Here is a 19,347-nt window from a genome sequence, read left to right as displayed (position 1 = left end):
ATCGCTCAGGACGTCGCGCAGATGCGGAGCGGGTCGCTCGTCGAGCCGTCCTCACGGCGCACGCTGACGTCGATGCAGAGCTGCGTGTCCGTGCCCAGCGAGACGGTGACGCTCGTCTCCCGCACGTTCGCCGCGGTCGCCTCGCCACCGTCGAGACGGACCTGCTGCCACAGGTAGGTGTCGCCCTCCTGCGGATCGGGATTGATCCAGCGGAACGTCGCCTTGTCGCCCGACACGGAACTCTCGCCCTCGGTCGGCGGCGCGATGAACTCCGACACGGGATCCTGCGGGATCGGCGCCGCCGAGGGCGAGGTCTCGGGTGCCGCCTCGTCGACCGGGGGCGTCAGGAGGGACGCGACGACGACGGCTCCCACCACGACGATGGCGACGACAGCGGCGGCGATCAGCCCGATCCACAGACCTCTGCGGGACGGGGCCGGAGCAGCCGTCGGCGGTGCCGTGTCCTGCGGTGCCGTGTCCTGCGGAGATGTCGTCTGCGGGGCACCGGTCGTCGCGGACGGCGGAAGAGGCGACGTCGGCGCCGTGGCAGCGGGGATGCGCCGGGGCCCCCGCACGATCGTGCCCTCGTCCGCCGCGGTGGTCACCGGGGCCGACGGCGGGATGGCCGTCGGCGGGCGCAGCATGGTCGCATCGGAGCCGGTGTTCGTGCCCGTGTCGACGGGTGCCCAGCCCGATGTGTCCCGGCGAGCCGTGGCATCCACCCCCGTGCCGAGCCCGCCGGCGAGAGCAGAACGCTCCCACGTGGGCCCCGCGGCGGGCGACGTGTGCGGATCGATGCTGACGATGCCGCGGACGCGGGTGAGTTCGCCGTCCTCCTCCTCGTCCTCGATGGGCGGAGCGTCGTCGAGGATGTCGATCGGGGTGACGGAGTGAGCCAGCTCGATCTGCACCTTCTGCAGATCGCGCGCGAAGGCGACGGCGGATTCGTACCTGTCGCCCGGCCGCTTCGACATGGAGCGTTCGAGCACCTGGAACAGGGACGCCGGCACATCCGCGCGCTCGAGGCGCGCGAGCGGCTCCGACTCGATGCGGCGGATCAGGTCCGCGCCGCCGTTGCGCCCTCCGGGCACCTCGAACGGCGACCGACCCGCGAGCAGGTTGTAGACGGTCGCGCCCAGAGCCCAGACATCGGACTGCACGGTGAAGTCGGGGCTGTCGGCGAACGACTCCGGCGGGGACCACGGGATCGACATCCCGGCTGACGGATCGGTGGCCTCCGCCGTCGTCGCGATGCCGAAGTCGGTGAGCGCGGGACGGTTGTACTCCGTGACGAGGATGTTCGCCGGCTTGATGTCGCGGTGGAGGATGCCGGCACGGTGCGCCGTCTCGACGGCTGCGGCGACCTGGATGCCGACACGCAGCGACTCCGCGACGGAGATGGGCGCCGACCGGGCACGCACCTGCAGATTCGGCTTGGAGCAGTACTCCATGACCAGGTAGGAGCGACCGTCGTCCGACACACCGGCCTGGTAGATCGTGACGATGGCGGGATGCGTCGACAGCATCGCCATGACGTTGGCCTCGGCCTGGAACTGCTCGGCGACGCCGCTGGTCATCTTGTCGGCGAGGAGGACCTTGACCGCGACCCGGCGCCGCGGCAGCGCCTGCTCGTATAGGTAGACGTCGGCGAAGCCCCCCGACCCGAGGACCTGGACGTACGAGAAGCCGGGCAGTTGGGGCGGCGGCGCAGGGGCGCGCTTGGAGCTCACGGAAGGTCCTCGAAGGTGAGGGTGACGCCGTCACCGAGATCGAGCACGTCGGCGTCGATCACCATGGTCGGCTCGTTGGGGTGGAGTCGGACGGGGTCGTGACCGCCGCGGAGGAGCACGGTGCCGTTGGTGCTCGCGAGATCGACGGCGAGCACGTGCTCGCCCTCGGCGCGGATCTCGACGTGGTTGCGCGAGATGTCGTGCTGCGGCCCGTCGACGGCGACCAGCGTGGGCAGGTCGTTCTCGGCCGGCCGGGTGGAGCGGGGACGGCGTCCGATGATGACCGTGCGCTCCAGCTCGACGACCCGCCCGTCGGCGAGGCGGATGCGTCCGCGGGAGGGGCTGCGCGGCGGGACGTCCTCGATCGAGTCGTAGGACGTGGATGCCGCGCGCATCGCGCGGGCCTCGGCGACCGACACCGTGGCGCCGTCGTGATCGCCCAACTGCGCGCCGCCCGCCACGTCCGGCGGCAGCGGCGGCACAGGCGGCACGAAGGGCGGGAGAGCGGGCACCGGCGTCGTTCCCTTGGCCGCGGTGCGTGGGCTCGCGACCGTCGCGCCGAGCTCGGGGTCGTCGTCGATGCCGGAGACGGTCTCGGAGGAGGTCGCCATGCTGTGGGGCGCGGCCCCGCCCGGAGTGGACACCGGCGATCCGCCGAGGGTGTGCAGGGGCGGCACACCGGTGACGAGGCCGGGGGTCGCGGGCTCAGGGGTGGGTTCCTTCGCACGGCTCCGGGGTGAGGCGATGGTCTCGCCGAGATCGCTCGGGGATTCCGCCTCCGCCGCGGGCTCCGGCTCCGCAGCCGGCGCAGGGTCCGCAGCGGGCGCAGGCTCGACGGCCGGCTCCGGCTCTACCTCGGGCTCCGGCTCTACCTCGGGCTCGGGCGCGGGCGCCGCGGCCGGGGCAGACACAGCCCGTGCGACGGCGACGGCGGGCGTCGGAGCATCGCCGCCAGCCAGGTCGAAGACGACCTCGGCCGCAGGGACGACTCCCGATTCGATCGGCAGCATGTCGGCATCCGTCCCCGTCCCGAGGTCGACGCTCACGCGCACGACCCCGGCGAGGAACCGTTCGGTCCAGGTGGCGACGCCGTCGCCCGAGATCGCGTCGATGCCGTCCGCGGTCTCGACGACGAGCGTGACCGGACCTCGGACGGCGACCCGGACGCCATCGCCCTCGGCGACGGCGAGACCGAAGGGCGGGATCGCCGCGAGCGACGTCCCGAACGCGCCGGTCAGGGACTCGAGGACGGCACCGATGCCCCCGCCGTCCAGGCGACGCCAGACGCCCTCGACCGCGTGCGGGGTGACCGCCGGCGGCAGCACGGCGAGCGCGGATCCGGTCACGGCAGCACGCCACGCCTCGGCGTTGCCGTCAGGCCGGTATCGCACAGAGCGCATCAGGCGTCTCCTCCTGCCGCTGCACGCGGCCGTGTGTCCTCGTCGGCGTGCGACACGCGGCCCGCGGGCGACGTGTCGTACGCATCATCATCCTGCCCTGACACGCGGACGGCATCGACCACGACAGCCGTGATGTTGTCGCGACCGCCGTGGAGCATCGCCTCGTGAACGAGGCGGGTCGCCGCTTCGCCGGGGTCGCTCACATCTCGCAGGATGCCGCTGATGCGCTCTTCGGGAACCTCGCCCGACAGCCCGTCCGAGCAGATGAGCATGCGGTCTCCCGGTTCGGCCGCGACGAGCCAGAAGTCGGCCTCACCGCCGCTGCCGGCGCCGATCGCGCGGGTGATCTCGTTGCGCCGCGAATCGCGGCCTGCCGCTTCGCCGGTCAGCTCGCCCGCGTCGATGAGTTCCTGGACGACGGAATGATCGACGCTGATCTGCTCGAGCTCACTCTCCGCGTACCGGTAGGTGCGCGAATCGCCCACGTTGATCGTGAGCCAGTAGCCGTGCCCGCCGACCTCGGTGACCGCGACGCCGGTGAGGGTCGTGCCGGCCGCACGCCCCTCATGGCTGATCCGGAGTACGGCGGCACGTGCCCGGGCGAGGGCGTCCCGCATCTCCTCGATGCCGACGGAGTCGCGGCCGACGAGGGCGCGGAACTCGGTGACGACGGCGGAGCTCGCTGCTGCTCCCGCATCGTGACCGCCCATGCCGTCGGCGACGAGGAACAGCGGGTACTCCGCCAGATGCGAGTCCTCGTTGACGCGTCGTCGCAGGCCCGGATGCGTCGCCGCACCGATCTCCACGTCGATCGCGATCATCGGGCGCTCTCCACCGTCAAGCTCCGGTCGCCGAGTTCGAGGACGTCGCCCGACCAGATGCGCGCGGGTTCTCCGGGCGCGAGCCGCTGCGGCTGACCGCCGCGGACGATCACGACGCCGTTGAGGGAGTGCCGGTCGACGATCCACGTTCCCGTGGCGTCGACACCCACCTCGAAGTGGGTCTTGGACATCGAGAGCGTCTCATCGCGCACGGCGACGCTGCGACGTCCCTCCTGCTGTCCGGGGCCGCGGCCGAACAGGCTCGGCTCGTAGACGTTGTGGCGGGTGCCGTCATCCCAGCGGAGGATCGCGATGACCGGCGGAGCCGCGTGCTCCACCGCATCGGGCTTCCCGTCGCGGTGGGGAACCCCGGGAACGGTCGAGATGACGTCGACCGGCAGCGTCCGAGGGATGCGCCGGTTCGCCGGAGGGGATGCCGGGGCCCACGCGGGTGCCGGCAGGGCAGCACCCTGCAGCACGGGCGCCGCGGGTGCGGGAGCGACGACCGGGGCGGGCGCCGCCGCGAGCACAGGCTCCGGCGACAGTGCCAGGGCAGGGGCGGGGGCAGGGGCGAGGTCGGCGGCCGAAGGGGAGGCCGGCGCCGCCTGCACCCGGTCGGGCCGTTCGACGCGGCTGACGTCGACCACGACGGCACCGGACGCGATGTCGTGCCACCCGCGTCGCCACCGCGAGGGGTCGAACAGGGGCGAGAACAGCCCGACGAGGACGCTGCCGGTCAGCCCCCAGATCAGGTTGCGCCCGAGTGCACGTCCGAAACCGAGGGCGGCGTCGTCCGCAGAGTGCGCGAGCGCGAGACCCATGAACCTCATGCCGAGCGATCCGCGTCGACCCTGGAGCGCCGTGTGGATCAGGAACCAGACGATCGCGGCGACGATGACCGCAGGGACCAGGACGAGAACCGGCACGGCGCTACCCGTGAGGACCGACGCGGTCACGACCACACCCGAGACGAGCGCAACGACGACTCCCGCGATCACGGAATCGATGACGACGGCGAGGATGCGGTGGAGCATCGTCGCCGGGTGACGCTCGGTCATCGTCGTCGCGCCCGGACCATCGTCGAAAGACCCGACCACAGATTCGTCCGGTCGCGTCGCAGCGATCGAAGACTCAGCCGCGCTCGCAGGCGCTGCCAGAACGTCGCTCCGCCGGCCATGCCTGCGACGATCTCGTCGACCTCGCGCCAGAACGCGTCGACGTCCTCGGGGCTGGGATCGCCGGGACCGTAGACGTCGGCGTCGGCCTGCTGCGCGAGGGTCGCGACGCGGGCACCGTCGAACGACTCGCCGACGACGACCGCGCTCTCGGCTCGCGTGGACCCCGGCGGGACGCTGATGCGGTAGTCGACGGCGCGGTCGACGAGTTCGTCCCACCCGCCCGACACGCGATCCGCAGTGCGCTCCGCGTGCAGGCGGCGCGTACGCCGCGCGGCTTTGATCCCACCGATCACGAGGAAGGGCGACAGGAGCAGGAGGATGCCGCCCAGACCGGCCGCCGTCCACAGCAGCACGGGCCCCAGCCACCCGAGACCGGAGTCGGGCTGCTCGTCCTGATCGCGCTCCTCGGCCAGTGCCGGCGGAAGCTCCGCGGGCTCCTGAGCGGGCGGCGGCGGCTGCAGCACCTGCGGCTTGGGGTTCGCTCGCGGCTTGGTGTTCTGCTGGCTCGGCTCGTTGTCTTCGTCGGGGGTCGGGTCGAACGGCACCCAGCCGACACCCTCGAACGCGATCTCCACCCACGCGTGGACGTTCTCGCCGGTCGCGGTGAAGACGCCACCGGCATCCTTCTCGTCCTGGTCGGGGTGCCAGCCCATGACGACGCGCGCCGGCATGCCGAGCTGCGTCGCCATGAGGGCCATGGCGACGGCGTACTGCTCGTCGTCGCCGATCATCTGCTCGTTCGAGACGAGCATCGAGATGCGCGCCGCACCGTGACCGGAGGGCGAGTAGACGTCGCTCGCGAGACCGTGGCTGAAGTAGCCGTCGGTCTGGAGATAGGTCTCGAGCGCCCGCGCCCGGTCGATCGGCGTCTCGGCATCCTCTGTGGCGTCCGAGGCGATCTCGCTGAGCGCCTGCGGGATGCCGGCCTGCTTGGGCATCTTCAGCGACGCGAAGGGGGTCTCCGAGAGCTGCTCATCCTTGACGACCGGGGGAACGATCGTGTCGATCGTGTACGCGTCACCCGATCGGACGCCCGAGGTGGTCACGGCCGTCCCGGTGCCGTCGTTGAAGTGCGCACCACGACGGAGGTCGGTCGCGCGCGTCCCGACGAAATCGAACTCGCGAGCGGAACCGACCGTCGGCAGCCAGACACCGGAGAGGTTCTCGATGTCGACGCGCACCTTCGTCTCGGTCCCCTCCGCCTGCGGCGACATGTTGGAGCGGATGGAGGTGAACGCGCTCGACGAACCCGCGCCGTCCTCGGCGACGTTGTAGACGATGCCGTCGTAGGAGTCCATCGTCGCGAGGCGAACGCGGCCGTCCTCCGGAAGCCCGGTGACGGTGAACAGCGGATCGGTCGTGTAGTCGCGGACGTATTTGCGCCAGGCCTGCAGCGGGCTCGCGTAGTCGTGGATATCGAAGGGCGGGACGACGAAGTCCCGCAGGATGTACCGCTGCGTGGGGGGTGCGGCGGTCGCCGCCACCGCGGCGCCCGCGCCGGTGGCCAGAGCGAGGACGACGCCACCCGAGATGAGGCGACGCAGTCGTGCGGCGCGCGAGGCATCCGCTCCCGGCGTCGCCGCTTCGACAGCGGTGCGCTCGGGGCTCCACATCGTGCGCAGCGCGAGCCAGACGACGGCGACGACGGCGAAGATCACGCCCTGCACGATCGGAGCGACGGTCTGAGCCGTGCCGAGGAGGATCTCACCCGCGATGTAGAGGGAGGCGGGGATCAGCGCCCACGCCGCACGCCGCAGTCGGAGCGCCAGCGATGCCGCCAACACCGACGCGACGAGCGTCAGGAGGAACGGCACGATCAGGTGCCCGTCGCCCGGGTCCACCGGCGGGACCGTGGTGAGCAGGTCCTTCCACGACGTCACGACGCCGACCGCGAGCTGGCGCCAGGTCTCGAGCGTCGGGATGACTCCGAGGAACGTCGTGTGAGGCAGGGCGAGCGCGCCGCCGAAGAGGAAGTACACCGCGATCGTCGCACCCGTGAGGGTGAGGACCCCCCAGCGCCAGCGCGCCCCGACCCACGCGAGCACGAGACCCAGCAGGAGCGCACCGATCGCCGCGACCAGGTACGTCGCGCCGTCGAAGGTGGCGGCGAAGCCGATGATGCCCACCGTCAGGAGGAGGATCACGGCGCCGACATCCGCGACGACACGGCGCCAGGTCATGCCCGGCAGCATCAGGAAGGCGAGACGGTTCACGAGAGTACCTTGCGGAGGGCGTTCGGGAGCTGGTCGAGGTGCCCGAGAGCGACGACGTCGGCGTCGCCCACGCGACGCAGCGCGGGGGATTCGAGGCGGCTGTCCGCGATGACCGCGATGGTGCGCACTCCGAACGGTACGCGGGAGCACGCCAACCGGATCTGACCCGCGTCGACCGTGGACCCGCAGATGAGGACGGCGACGGCGGCATCCGGCGAATGAGCGGCCAGGATGCCGGCGAGCGCGACGATCCCGCCGTCGCGGGGCTTCGTCGTCTCGAGGGCCGAGAGCGAGTCGAGGAAGCGACGGCCCGTCTCGGCCCGGATCTTGCCCTCGGACGTGCGGACGTCGAGGGAGCGCGAATCGCGGAGCGCCCGGAGTCCCACCGACCCGGTGACCGAGATCGCCGTCTCGAACTCGTCGGCATCCCGGTACTCGCCGGGATGAGTCGACAGCGCGACGACGAAGTGCGACCGGCGCGTCTGCTCGTACTCGCGGACCATGAGGGTGCCGGTGCGCGCCGTGGACTTCCAGTGGACGTGTCGGAGGTCATCGCCCGGCTGATAGTCGCGGAGCGCGTGGAACGACACGTCGTCGCGGGCCAGGTGCTGGTCGGGCAGCCCCTCGAGGTCGCGCATCAGACCGAGCGAGAGTCCCTCGAGCGGGAGCGTGCGCGGGTGCACGAACAGGTCGACGGCCTGGCGCCGGTCGTGGGTGCGCTCGAACAGGCCCAGCGGGTCGCCGCGCAGCACGCTGACGGGCCCGACGGAGAGGACCGCCCGGTGGGTCGTGGGGATCGCGAACAGCTCCTCGTGCTCCTCGCCCGCCTGCAGACGGGGCACCTGGAACACCCCCCGCCCGGACCCGACCGGCAGGACGATCTCGGAGGGAAGCAGGGCGCGGGAGGTGCGGTTCGCCAGCTTCAGCGCACCGACGGCCCGCTCCCCCACCACGACGCGGGTGCGCGTGAGGTCGAGGTCCACGTCGTACGCCGTCCGACCGAACAGGAAGCCCACGCACAGGAGGGCGAGGACGGTCGCCACGATGGCCGCGACGAACGCCTCCTGCCACCCGAGCGTGAGCGCAGCGATCCACAGGACGATCGCCACGGCGATGACCACCCAGCCGGTGACCTGGATGACGCCGGCGACGACGGCGATCCGCGCGCCGGCGCGGCGCGCCCAGACCGCGGCATCCTCTCGGAACTTCTCTCTGCGCGTCGCCTGACGCGCAGAGAGGGCGGGAGCATCCTCGACGGCGTCTGCGGGCGCGCCGGAGGGGCCGGGCGCGTCCGGCGCGGCGACCGTCTCCGGCGTCATCGTCATCAGGCCGACGCCCTCGCGAGAGGCGCCTCGACCTGCGTGAGAGCGCGCTCGATGACGGACTCCGACGTCGTGCCCGAGAACTCGGCCTCGGGGTCGAGGACGAGGCGGTGGGTCCACACCGGCGCGGCGAGCGCCTTGACGTCATCGGGGATGACGTAGTGACGACCCTGGGATGCCGCGACCACGCGCGCGATGCGCATCATCGAGATCGCGCCACGCACCGAGACGCCGAGCTTTGTGGCATCCGACTCGCGCGTCGCTTCGACCAGCTGCGCCGCGTAGCGTGCGACGGCGGGGTCGACGTGGACGGTCGCCGCGAGGTCCGCCATGTCGGCGACGGCCTTCGTCGTGATGACGGGGCTCAGCTTGCCGGACGAGTTGCGCTCGACGTCGCCTGCCAGGATGCGCTCGGCGACGGCGAGCGAGGGGTAGCCGATCGACGTCTTGATCATGAAGCGGTCGAGCTGGGCCTCGGGCAGCTTGTAGGTACCGGCCTGCTCGATCGGGTTCTGCGTCGCGATGACGAGGAACGGGCGGCCCACCTCGTGCGGCACGCCGTCGACGGTGACCCGCGACTCCTCCATGACCTCGAGGAGGGCCGACTGCGTCTTCGGCGAGGCACGGTTGATCTCGTCGGCGAGGACGATCGACGAGAAAACGGGTCCCTTGTGGAACTCGAACTTGTGGTTCTGCTGGTCGTAGATCGTGACACCGGTCACGTCGGAGGGCAGCAGGTCGGGCGTGAACTGGATGCGGGTGGACGTGCCCTGCACGCTCGCGGCAAGCGCCTTCGCGAGGCTCGTCTTTCCCGTGCCCGGAGCGTCCTCGAGGAGGACGTGGCCCTCGGCGAGCATCGCGGCCAGCACGAGGCCGACCACCTCGCGCTTGCCCATCAGAGCCTGGTCGACGTTGTCGACGAGGCGCGTGAACGTGTCGCGGAACCAGGCCGCCTGTTCAGGGGTCATGCTCATTCGTTCAGTCCTTGCTCTCGAAGGTGTTCACGGCCGTGGCCAGAAGGTTTTCTCGGTGTCGACGGAGCCGCCCCAGCCTTGGATATCGACCCAGACGTTCTGACCGTCGCGCCCCACGTGGCAGGTCAGTTCCTGGCTGCCCGAGCCGTTGAAGTTGATCCGTCCGTAGCTCGAGAAGGGACCGTCGTTATCACTCACGCACGTGACGGTGCGCGTTCCGATGTCGAGGTTCTCCCAGTGGACGTTGTAGCGGCGGCATCCGTTGACGCAGTTCCCGTCGGCGGATCCCTGAGTGACCCACACCCGCGGTTGCGGCGGCGGCGGCGCATCGACGGTCCTCGCACTCGCCTGTGCCGTCGTCGTGTTGCTGCCCGCGGCGCTGGTGCGCACCTCGATGGTCCGCGTCACGCTGTAGCCGACCGGATAGTCCTCGGTGCCCGACGCGCCGACCGTGCGCCAGCCGCGCCCGTCTCCTGTGCGGATCTCTGTCGTGACCGGCCGCCCGTTGGGGGCGGGCGAGGACCAGCTCATCCGGATCGTCTGGCCGTCCCCGACGCGGTTGGCGCTGGCGGACGGGTTCCCGATCTGACCGAAGGGACGGACCTGGTTGGATGCCGCCGACGCCGCACCCTCGTAGGTCGTGCCGTCAGCGGTCGCCACGGCACGGATCTGCACCGTGTAGGCCCCGTTGTTGGGGACCACGCCGTTGCCGATCGTGCCCGACGTGCCCGAACCCCCACCGCCGGCCCAGTCGGCACGCCAGCCGCCGCCGTTGACGCTGTACTGGTACTGGATCTCGCTGGCGCTCGCACCGTTGGACGCACCGGCCTGCCAGCGGACACCGACCTGGTTGTCCCCCTCGGTGGCGGTGACGCCCGACGGCGCTCCCGGCGGCGTGAAGGCACGGCGCGGCGCGGACGGCGCACTCCACTCCGCCCACCCCGCCTTGTTCCGGGCTCGGACGCTGTAGGTGTAATTCGTCTCCGATGTGTCCACGACGACTGCTTGGCTCGTCTGTCCCGCCGAGACCGAGAGGGTGTCGACGACGCTGCCGCCGCGGATGACGCGGAGCTCGTACCCCGAGATCGCGTCACCGTTCTCGGCGGGCTGGTTCCAGGAGACGCGCATCTGCGCGCGGTTGCCGACCGGCTCCATGCGCGCCACCGTGGGCGCACCGGCTGTCGCCGGTGGGGCCGCGGGGATCTCACCCGCGGACCACTGCGAGAAGTCGGACGGCTCCGGTGCGCGGTTGTGGGCGCGAACGCGGACCTGGTATTCGACGCCGTTCTGAAGACCGTCCCACGTCGTACGGGTCGTCGTGACGCCGGTCCGCTGCGCGACGCCGGACGGCGGCGCGGGCGAGATCTCGAGCGTGTAGCTCTCGACCGGCGAGCCCTCCGTGCGGGGCACCGTCCAGCTGACGTCGAGGCTGCGGTCGCCGAATTTCAGAGTCGGCGGTGCGGGCTGGTCCGGGCGCACGTCGGGCCGGGCGGTCTCGGACGGCACCGAGGGCTCGGACTCGCCGACGCTGTTGGTCGCCGTCACCACGAAGTTGTACTCGACGTTGTTCGTGAGCCCGTCCAGGGTGCACGTCGTCGACGGGCAGTCGCGGGTGTACCCACCGGACGTCGACGTCACGGTGTACTTCTCGATCGGTCGACCGTTGTCGACCGGCGGCGTCCAGCTGAGGACCACCGTCCGACTCTCGACCGTCGTCACGGTGGGCTTGCCGGGCGCATCGGGACGCCCCTGGACCGTGATGCGGATGCGGCCGTCGACACGACGATCAGCGTCGCCCGTCGCATCCTGCACGGTGTATCGGACGACCACGTTGCCGACGAAGTCCTTGTCCGTGGTCACGCTGACGGAGCCGCCCGACACGTCGACGGAGGTCACCGCGCCCGTCTCGATCTGCGTGTTCACGATCTCGAGGGGCTTCTCGGGGAACGGATTGACGTCGTTCTTCAGCACGTCGATCGACACGGTTTCGCCCTGATCGGCCTGGGCCACGACGTCGTCGTTCACCGACGGGAGCTCGCGCGTGGAGGCGGTGACCGTCACCTGGATGTTCGCATCGACGGGTTCCGTCTGGCCGTCGGTGGCGCGCACCGTCAGTGAGAAGCGGGTGCCCTTCTTGACGTCCGCCTGGGCGGACACCCGCAGGGTCTGCCCGTCGATCGAGGCGTCGATGCCGCCGGGGGCCTCGGACGCGAGCGAGAACTGCAGCTTGTCCATGTCGCCCGGGTCGGGGTCGGAGGCCAGCTCTCGCAGGCCGAGCGTCGTCGGATCCTCACCCGGCGCCACCGAGATCGACGCGCCGGTCATGGTCGGCGGGACGTTGTCGGGCGGGAGCACCGTGATCGGGATGGAGAGGGTGGACTTGCGGCCCTCGGGGTCGTCGGGACCGTTGCCGTCGGTGACCTCGAAGGTCAGAGCGTCCGACCCGAAGTAGCGCTCCGCCGAGGTGTAGGTCAGCGTTGACTCGTCCTTGACGAGGTTCGCACCGTTGCTGTGCGCGGCAGCCACCTTCTCCGCCTCGGTGATCACGACGTTCCCACCGCCGGACGCACGGACGTACTCGGACAGCGGAAGCTCGATCGTCTCACCGCTCTTGACCGTGACGGGCTCCGTCGAGATCAGGGTCGGGGGCAGGTCCTGGAACGACGGGACGTGGATGAAGGCCGCGGCGACCTGGTCATCCTCGTCGGTGACGAAGTAGGTGATCAGCTGACGCTCGTCGGTGATGTCGAGACTGACCTGACCGCCGGACCCGACGCGGGCCGCCTCACCGCCGGTGCCGAGCGACACCTTCAGCGCGGAACGCGTGCCGTCGGGGTCGTCGTCGTTCGCGAGCACGTCGACGACCGCACTGCCGTCCTCCTGCACCTGCTCCGGCAGGACGCGGTCGTCCCGCGCGATGGGGCGGGCGAGGGGCACGTCGGGATCGACCGTGACCTGCACGGACGTCGTCGCGCTGAGGCCGCGCTCGTCGGCGATCGTGTAGAGCACACTCGTCTGCATCGGCTCGTCGGGGGCCGTGATCAGGAGCTGCTGTCCCGACACCTTCGCGCTCAGACCCGGGACGTCCGCAGCCTCGACGGCGTTCTCGGCGAAGCCGAACTTGTCGCCGTCGGGGTCGGAGTCGTTCTTCAGCACGTCGACGGCCACCGTCCGCCCCGGACGCATGGTGATCGAGTCGCGCACCGCGTACGGGGCCTGGTTGGTGGTGGGAGACGGGGCGATGCCGACCTCGACGGTCGCGGTCGCCTCCTTGCCGAGCGCGTCGCGCACCCGGTACTGGAATCGATCGACACCGACGGAGTCCTCGAACGCCGTGTAGGTGAAGGAATCCGCCTCGATCGCCGAGACCTGTCCCTTCTGCGGCGCCGACGCGAGCCCCACGAGCTCGACCGAGTCACCGTCCGCGTCGATCCCGTTGAGGTCGATGGGCACGGTCACGGCCGAATTGCTGAGGGTCCGGACGGTCACGTCACGCGGACGCGGAGCGGCGTTCGCCTTGTCGTCGCGGGGCAGGATGCGGATGGTGACGTAACCGGCATCCCGTTGACCGGTCTCGTCGACGACCTCGTAGGTCGCGTTGACCGTCTTCGCTTCGGGCCCGGCGCGGAAGCGCAGCGTGTCCTCCGAGACGAACAGATCGCCGTCGGCTTCGTCGATGAGCGGGGGGACGAGGTCCGGCGAGACGTGGATCTCGCTGTTGTTGGGGCTGTAGTCGTTGTCCATCACCGGGATGGTCACGACGTCGCCGGCGCGCACGACGACCTCGTCGTCGACGGCGATCGGCGGCCGGAGCTTCTCGGGTGCGGGCACCGGGATGACGATGATCTCGCCCTGAGCGGACTGCTCCCCGTTGGAGATCGTGTAGGTCAACCGGACCTGCTTATCGAGCGACGCCTGGTCGCTGACGCGCACGGTCTCGTGACCCAGGACGGCGGCGGCGACACCGGCATCCTCGTCGACCGAGACCGACTGGACGACCAGGATGCCGCCCTGCGGATCCGTGTCGTTGCCGAGCACATTGACGAGCACGTCTCCGCCGGCGGGCAGGAGTGCGACGTCGCGCACCGCGATGGGGGCGACGTCGGCATCCTCTTCAGGGAGGACGTCGATGCGGACGATGCCCGGAGCGGAGTTGGGGCCCGCCGATGCGAGGTAGGTCGCGTAGTACGTGCCGACCTTCGACGACCGGAACGTGAACGACTTGTCGGGGTAGTCGCGGCCGACCGTCCCCCCTTCGACGTCGTCCACGCGGGTCAGGCGCAGCTGCTCGCTGCCCGTGCTCGTGTCGTTCGTCAACGGGCGCACCGTGACGGGACGATCCGGACGCGTCACGACGTGGTCGGCGTTCGTGACCGGCAGCGTCGTGCCGAGAGGACGGATGTCGAACCGCGCCACTCCAGCAGTGCTGTCGCTCCCGTCCGAGACGGAGATCGGGACGTCCTTGCGGCCCTGGGTACCGCCGATCGCCCGGTACGTGATCTGACCGTCCGGGGTGAACTCGGCCTCGTCGCCGCCGTCGGGGCTGACCGACTGGAGGAAGATGTCGTCGCCGTCCGGGTCGACCCAGTCGCTGAGGACGTTGTACGACACGACGCCGTTCGTCTCGACGGTGATGGCCGTCTTGCGCTTCTGCACCGGCGGGGAGTTCTCGGAGAGCGGCTTCACCGTCAGCGAGACCCGGGCGCTGTCCTTGCCCCCGCGGCCGTCCGAGACCTCGTAGGTGAAATTCGTCGTCCCGGTCGCGTCCTCGGGCATCGCGATCTGGAGGGCGGTGCCGTTGTAGATGGGGATGACCTTGCCGGTCGACGGCGGTGTGACGACCTTGGCGACGAGCACGTCGCCGTCTGCGTCGAGGTCGTTCTCGAGGACCGGGAGCACCGTGGTGCGGCCCGGACGAACGCCGTAGCGGTCGTCCTCGGCCACGGGCGGCGTGTTCTGCTCGCTCCGCTCGGGGAGAGTCGTCTGGATCGTCTCCTCGGTCGTCTCCTCCTCCTCTTCGCCCTCGCCCTCGGGAGGAGTGATGTCCTCCCAGTTGTCCACCTGCTGCAGCGCGTCGCTGGCCATCCACGCGCCGCCGCCGAAGACGTCGTTCAGCACGACCACGTCGCGGTTCACACGGAAGCGGAGGTCGCTCTTGCCGTCGACGCCCTTGATCGTCTTGGTGAGGTCGTTCTCCTCGCCGTCGCAGTCACGGATGAATGCGCCCGTTCCGGACCACGCGCCGTAGGCGCAGCCGGCGACATAGACGGGCTGGGCCGGGTTGCCCCCGCCGCCTTCGGCATCCTTCACGACGACATCCCCGCCGCCGAGCGGGACACGCACCAGCTGCGTCGGGGTGGCGAGCGTGACGGAGTCGGTCACGTTGGACGGCTGCTGGAGCACCGCCTCTTTCGGGACCTCCGTCTGCAGGCCGTCGCTCGAGTAGAGCACCGACGTGGTCCGGTCGAGGACGACACTCACGCCGCCGACCGCGCTGATCGCGAGCTCGTCGCCCTTGTCGATCCCCTCGAGGTCGCGCTCCGCCGTCTGCACGAAGCTGCCGTCCGCGCCGGGCGCGTAGGCGAAGAGCTTGCCCGTCTCGGGAGAGACGGCGTACACGATGCCCGCGGTGCTGACGGTGACGACAGCACCCTTGCCGAGCTTCGCGATCGGGTCGCCCGATTCCTTGCCGACTGCGGCGATGGACGTGAAAGGTGCCGCGCGGAGCCCGCCGTCACCGTCGACCGTCGCGACCGTCGGTCCGCCGAGGACGGTCTTCGCACCGGATGCGAGGTCGGCACTGTCGGAGAGGACGACCCGCGCGGGGTCGATCGCCGTCGCCGTGTTCTCGGTCTGGTCCGTGACGAGGACGCGGTTACCGGCCTGCTGGATGTCGTAATCGGCCGACAGCGTGCGGAGACCGCCGTCGAGGATGCGCGACTCGTTGTTGAAGTGCCCGACGAGCAGGCTCGTCTGCTTGGTCAGCCACACGCCGCCGTCGTTGAGGTCGACCTCGGTCGTCGGCTCACCCTCGTAGGTGAGCGCGAGGACGCTGACAGCCACGACGGCCGCGGTCACCGCACTGATCGACGCGAACGTCTTGGGGCGGGATCGCAACCAGCCGAATGACATCATGAGCGCTCTGACTCCCCCAGGCAGACATGCGTGCAGCGTCGACGACACTCGGCAGGACAGGCCGCGTGCGTCGAGGTGTGGACGCCATTAAGGATAAATGAGTGACGAATCGAGGGCGAGCGCGTGACGTGGGGACTTCTCCCCATCTATGCTTCTTCGTCCGATGGGGCTGAGCCGCGTCAGACGGCCCCGACGTACCGGGCCAGGTGTTCGCCCGTCAGCGTCGACCGCGTCTTCACCAGGTCCGCCGGCGTCCCCTCGAAGACGATGCGCCCGCCGTCCCGTCCCGCGCCGGGCCCGAGGTCGATGAGGTGGTCCGCGTGGGCCATGACCGCCTGATGGTGCTCGATGACGATGACGGAGTTGCCGGCATCCACCAATCGGTCGAGCAGGGCGAGCAGATTGTCGACGTCGGCGAGGTGCAGACCCGTGGTCGGCTCGTCGAGGACGTAGACCGCACCCTTCTTCGCCATGGCGATCGCGAGCTTCAGGCGCTGTCGCTCGCCGCCCGACAGGGTGTTCAGCGCCTGCCCGAGGGTGATGTACCCGAGACCCACGTCGATCATCCGGGCGAGGGTCGTCTTCGCCGGTCCGGTCGTGACCCCGTGGGCTTCCTCGGCGGACATCGCGAGGACCTCGGCGATGTTTCTGCCGTCGAGCGTGTACTCCAGGACGGCGTCGCTGAACCCCGACCCGTCGCACACTTCGCAGCGCGTCTCGACGCTCTGCGTGTAGCCGAGGTTCGTGATGATGACGCCGAGCCCCTTGCAGGCGGGACACGCCCCCTCGGAGTTCGCGCTGAACAGCGACGGCTTGACGCCGTTGGCCTTGGCGAACGCAGAGCGGATGCCGTCGAGCACCCCCGTGTAGGTGGCGGGGCTCGAGCGGCGCGATCCCTTGATCGGCGACTGGTCGACGACCACGACATCGTCGAAGGCGGGGACGTTCCCGTGGATGAGCGACGACTTGCCCGAACCCGCGACGCCCGTGACGACCGTCAGCACCCCGAGCGGGATGTCGACGTCGACGCCGGTGAGGTTGTGCTGCGTCGCACCCCGGACCGGTAGCGAGCCGGTCGCGGTGCGCGTGCTCGTCTTCAGCGCGGCGCGGTGGTCGAGGTGCCGCCCGGTCAGGGTGTCGGAGGCGCGGAGACCCGCGACATCTCCCTCGTACATGATCCGACCGCCGCGAGAACCCGCCTGGGGTCCCAGATCGACGACGTGGTCGGCGATCGCGATGACCTCGGGCTTGTGCTCGACGACGAGGACCGTGTTGCCCTTGTCGCGCAGCAACAGGAGCAGCTCGTTCATGCGCTGGATGTCGTGGGGATGGAGTCCCGCCGTCGGCTCGTCGAAGACGTAGGTGACGTCCGTCAGCGCCGAGCCGAGGTGTCGGATCATCTTCGTGCGCTGCGCCTCGCCGCCCGAGAGGGTGCCGGAGGAGCGATCGAGTGAGAGGTAGCCGAGGCCGATGTCGATGAACGAGGCGATGACCCGCTTGAGCGACGAGAGCAGCGGACCGATGGAGGTCGGCTCGACGGTGTCGAGCCAGGCCGAGAGGTCGGTGATCTGCATCGCCGAGACCTGGGCGATGTCGACGCCGCCGATTTTCGAGGAGCGCGCGCCCTCGTTCAGGCGGCTGCCGCCGCACTCCGGGCACGGCAGGAACTTCACGGCACGGTCGACGAACGCGCGGATGTGCGGCTGCAGCGCTTCACGGTCCTTCTGAAGGAACGACTTCGTGATCTTCGGAACGAGACCCTCGTAGGTCATGTTCATGTTCTGGAGCTTCACCTTCGTGGGCTCCTTGTAAAGGAAGTCCGCGCGTTCCTCCGCCGAATAGGCGGAGACCGGCTTCGCGGCATCCAGGAACCCGGACTCGGTGAAGATCCGCACCATCCACCCGTCCACGTTGTAGCCGGGAACGGTGATCGCTCCTTCGGAGAGGGACTTCGAGCTGTCGAACAGCTCGTCGAGGTCGACGTCGCTCACCTCGCCGAGCCCCTCGCAGCGCGGACACATGCCACCGGTGACGGTGTCGGCACCCGGAGCGGACGGGATGTTGAACGAGAACGCCTGCGGTGATCCGATGTGCGGCTGGCCGAGCCTGCTGAAGAGCAGGCGGAGCATCGCATACGCGTCGGTCACGGTACCGACCGTCGACCGCGCGTTGGCTCCCATCCGCTCCTGGTCGACGATGATCGCGGGACTGATGTTCTCGAGTCCGTCGACGTCGGGACGGCTCAGCTGAGCCATGAACTGTTGCACGAACGTCGGGTACGTCTCGTTGATGAGACGCTGCGATTCGACGGCGATCGTCCCGAACACGAGCGACGACTTGCCCGACCCGCTCACGCCGGTGAACACGGTCAGGCGTCGCTTGGGGATCTCGACGTCGACGTCCTTCAGGTTGTTCTCCCGCGCGCCGATGACGCGGATGACGTCGTGCGCGTCAGCGACGTGACTGTCGGATGCCACGACTCACCCCTCCGGCGTCGACCACGGCATCGGCCGCTCGTCGCGCGTCGAATCAGACGGCACCTCGGGGAGCTCCTCGCCGCCGGCGCGGATGCACAGCCAGCGGAGCTGACCGGGGCTGTCGGGGTGGGCGCGCCACGTCCGCCACACTCCCTGTCCGACGCGGACGACCGAGCCGGGCCCCACGTCGACGAGGTCGTCATCCAACCCCATCTGGCCGCGCCCCTCGAGGAAGACGTAGAGCTCCTCGACCTGCGAGTGGGAGTGCCAGTAGCCGGCCTCCTCGCCCGGTTCGAGCGCGTTGGCGGTCAGCCCGATGTACTGCATCGCGAGTTCGTGGTCGACGACGCGCCGACCGTCGCGCGAGCGTGCCGGGACGAACCCGCCGAAGTGGTCGCGCCACCGGTCCAGCCCGCCGATTTCGGTGATCTCGTACCCCGCCATGTTCACCCTTCCGCCGCCGTCTCCACATGTTCCCGGGAACCGGACCCCTCGGACAAGGGCGACCCTGATGAAGAAGACTCTGCGCGATGGCATCCGGCGACGTGATCGTCGACCATCCCCGAGGACTGCATGAGCGCGTACATCGTCGTGGAGCCGACGAATCGGAATCCCCGCTTGCGGAGCGCCTTCGACATCGCATCCGACTCCGTCGTCGTCGCCGGCACCTCCGCGAACGAGGCCGGCCGACGATGGGATGTCGGGGCGAACGACCACATGAATGCGTCGAGCTCGCCCGGGGCCATGTCGGTGACGAGTCTCGCGTTGCCGATGGTGGCGAGGATCTTCGCCCGGTTGCGGATGATGCCGGCATCGCCCATGAGCCGCTCGACGTCGGACTCGTCGAAGGCGGCCACGGTCTCGGGCTCGAAGCCGGCGAACACCTCGCGGAAGCGGGGTCGTTTGCGGAGGATCGTGATCCACGAGAGCCCCGCCTGGAACCCCTCGAGGCTCATCTTCTCGAAGAGGGCCCGATCGCCGTGCAGGGGCCGACCCCACTCCTCGTCGTGATACCGGCGGTACTCGGCGTCGTCGCCGACCCAGCCGCAACGAAGGAGGCCGTCGGGCCCGAGACGCATATCCACGCGCTCAGGCTA

Annotated in this window: 11 protein-coding genes; all 11 read right to left on the bottom strand. The window is 70.1% G+C overall.

From position 1 onward, the window contains the following. Nucleotides 1-5 precede the first annotated feature (5 nt). The 11 genes from ABCU91_RS03715 to ABCU91_RS03665 all read right to left on the bottom strand — a co-directional run bounded on the left by ABCU91_RS03715 (nt 6) and on the right by ABCU91_RS03665 (nt 19,329). Nucleotides 6-1,730, bottom strand: coding sequence for a protein kinase domain-containing protein (locus ABCU91_RS03715; RefSeq protein WP_413354844.1), 1,725 nt, complete (start codon nt 1,728-1,730; stop codon nt 6-8). Continuing rightward, the gene (locus tag ABCU91_RS03710) at nt 1,727-3,130 is read right to left on the bottom strand and encodes an FHA domain-containing protein (RefSeq protein ID WP_413354843.1); all 1,404 of its coding nucleotides are present in this window, start codon (nt 3,128-3,130) and stop codon (nt 1,727-1,729) included. The genes ABCU91_RS03715 and ABCU91_RS03710 overlap by 4 nt, the downstream gene beginning before the upstream one ends. Then, nucleotides 3,130-3,951 (bottom strand): PP2C family protein-serine/threonine phosphatase, encoded by an 822-nt coding sequence (locus ABCU91_RS03705; RefSeq protein WP_413354842.1) that lies wholly within the window; start codon nt 3,949-3,951, stop codon nt 3,130-3,132. Before ABCU91_RS03705 ends, ABCU91_RS03710 begins: the two co-directional genes overlap by 1 nt. Then, complete coding sequence (locus ABCU91_RS03700) at nt 3,948-5,009, bottom strand: RDD family protein (protein ID WP_413354841.1); 1,062 nt, start codon at nt 5,007-5,009, stop codon at nt 3,948-3,950. Before ABCU91_RS03700 ends, ABCU91_RS03705 begins: the two co-directional genes overlap by 4 nt. Then, nucleotides 5,006-7,342: a transglutaminaseTgpA domain-containing protein gene (locus ABCU91_RS03695; RefSeq protein ID WP_413354840.1), complete on the bottom strand. Its 2,337-nt coding sequence runs from the start codon at nt 7,340-7,342 to the stop codon at nt 5,006-5,008. Before ABCU91_RS03695 ends, ABCU91_RS03700 begins: the two co-directional genes overlap by 4 nt. Continuing rightward, entirely contained in the window at nt 7,339-8,667 is a 1,329-nt protein-coding gene (locus ABCU91_RS03690) for a DUF58 domain-containing protein (RefSeq protein WP_406922903.1), read from the bottom strand. Before ABCU91_RS03690 ends, ABCU91_RS03695 begins: the two co-directional genes overlap by 4 nt. Beyond that, the gene (locus ABCU91_RS03685; RefSeq protein ID WP_413354839.1) at nt 8,667-9,638 is read right to left on the bottom strand and encodes an AAA family ATPase; all 972 of its coding nucleotides are present in this window, start codon (nt 9,636-9,638) and stop codon (nt 8,667-8,669) included. Before ABCU91_RS03685 ends, ABCU91_RS03690 begins: the two co-directional genes overlap by 1 nt. A gap of 27 nt (nt 9,639-9,665) precedes the next feature. Further along, on the bottom strand, nt 9,666-15,773 hold the full coding sequence (locus tag ABCU91_RS03680; RefSeq protein ID WP_413354838.1) for an Ig-like domain-containing protein: 6,108 nt from the start codon (nt 15,771-15,773) through the stop codon (nt 9,666-9,668). A 179-nt stretch (nt 15,774-15,952) separates the two neighbouring features. Next, nucleotides 15,953-18,250, bottom strand: a complete 2,298-nt coding sequence (locus tag ABCU91_RS03675) for an ATP-binding cassette domain-containing protein (protein WP_413354837.1) — start codon at nt 18,248-18,250, stop codon at nt 15,953-15,955. 3 nt (nt 18,251-18,253) lie between these two features. Next, complete coding sequence (locus tag ABCU91_RS03670; protein WP_307466967.1) at nt 18,254-18,694, bottom strand: cupin domain-containing protein; 441 nt, start codon at nt 18,692-18,694, stop codon at nt 18,254-18,256. Nucleotides 18,695-18,696: 2 nt separating this feature from the next. Continuing rightward, complete coding sequence (locus ABCU91_RS03665) at nt 18,697-19,329, bottom strand: DNA-3-methyladenine glycosylase I (RefSeq protein ID WP_413355370.1); 633 nt, start codon at nt 19,327-19,329, stop codon at nt 18,697-18,699. Between the last annotated feature and the right edge of the window lie 18 nt (nt 19,330-19,347).

This window comes from Microbacterium phoenicis (assembly GCF_047302325.1).
Taxonomy (GTDB): domain Bacteria; phylum Actinomycetota; class Actinomycetes; order Actinomycetales; family Microbacteriaceae; genus Microbacterium.
The sequence above is the reverse complement of the archived record's forward strand: the minus strand, read 5'-3'. Positions and strand labels throughout refer to the sequence as shown.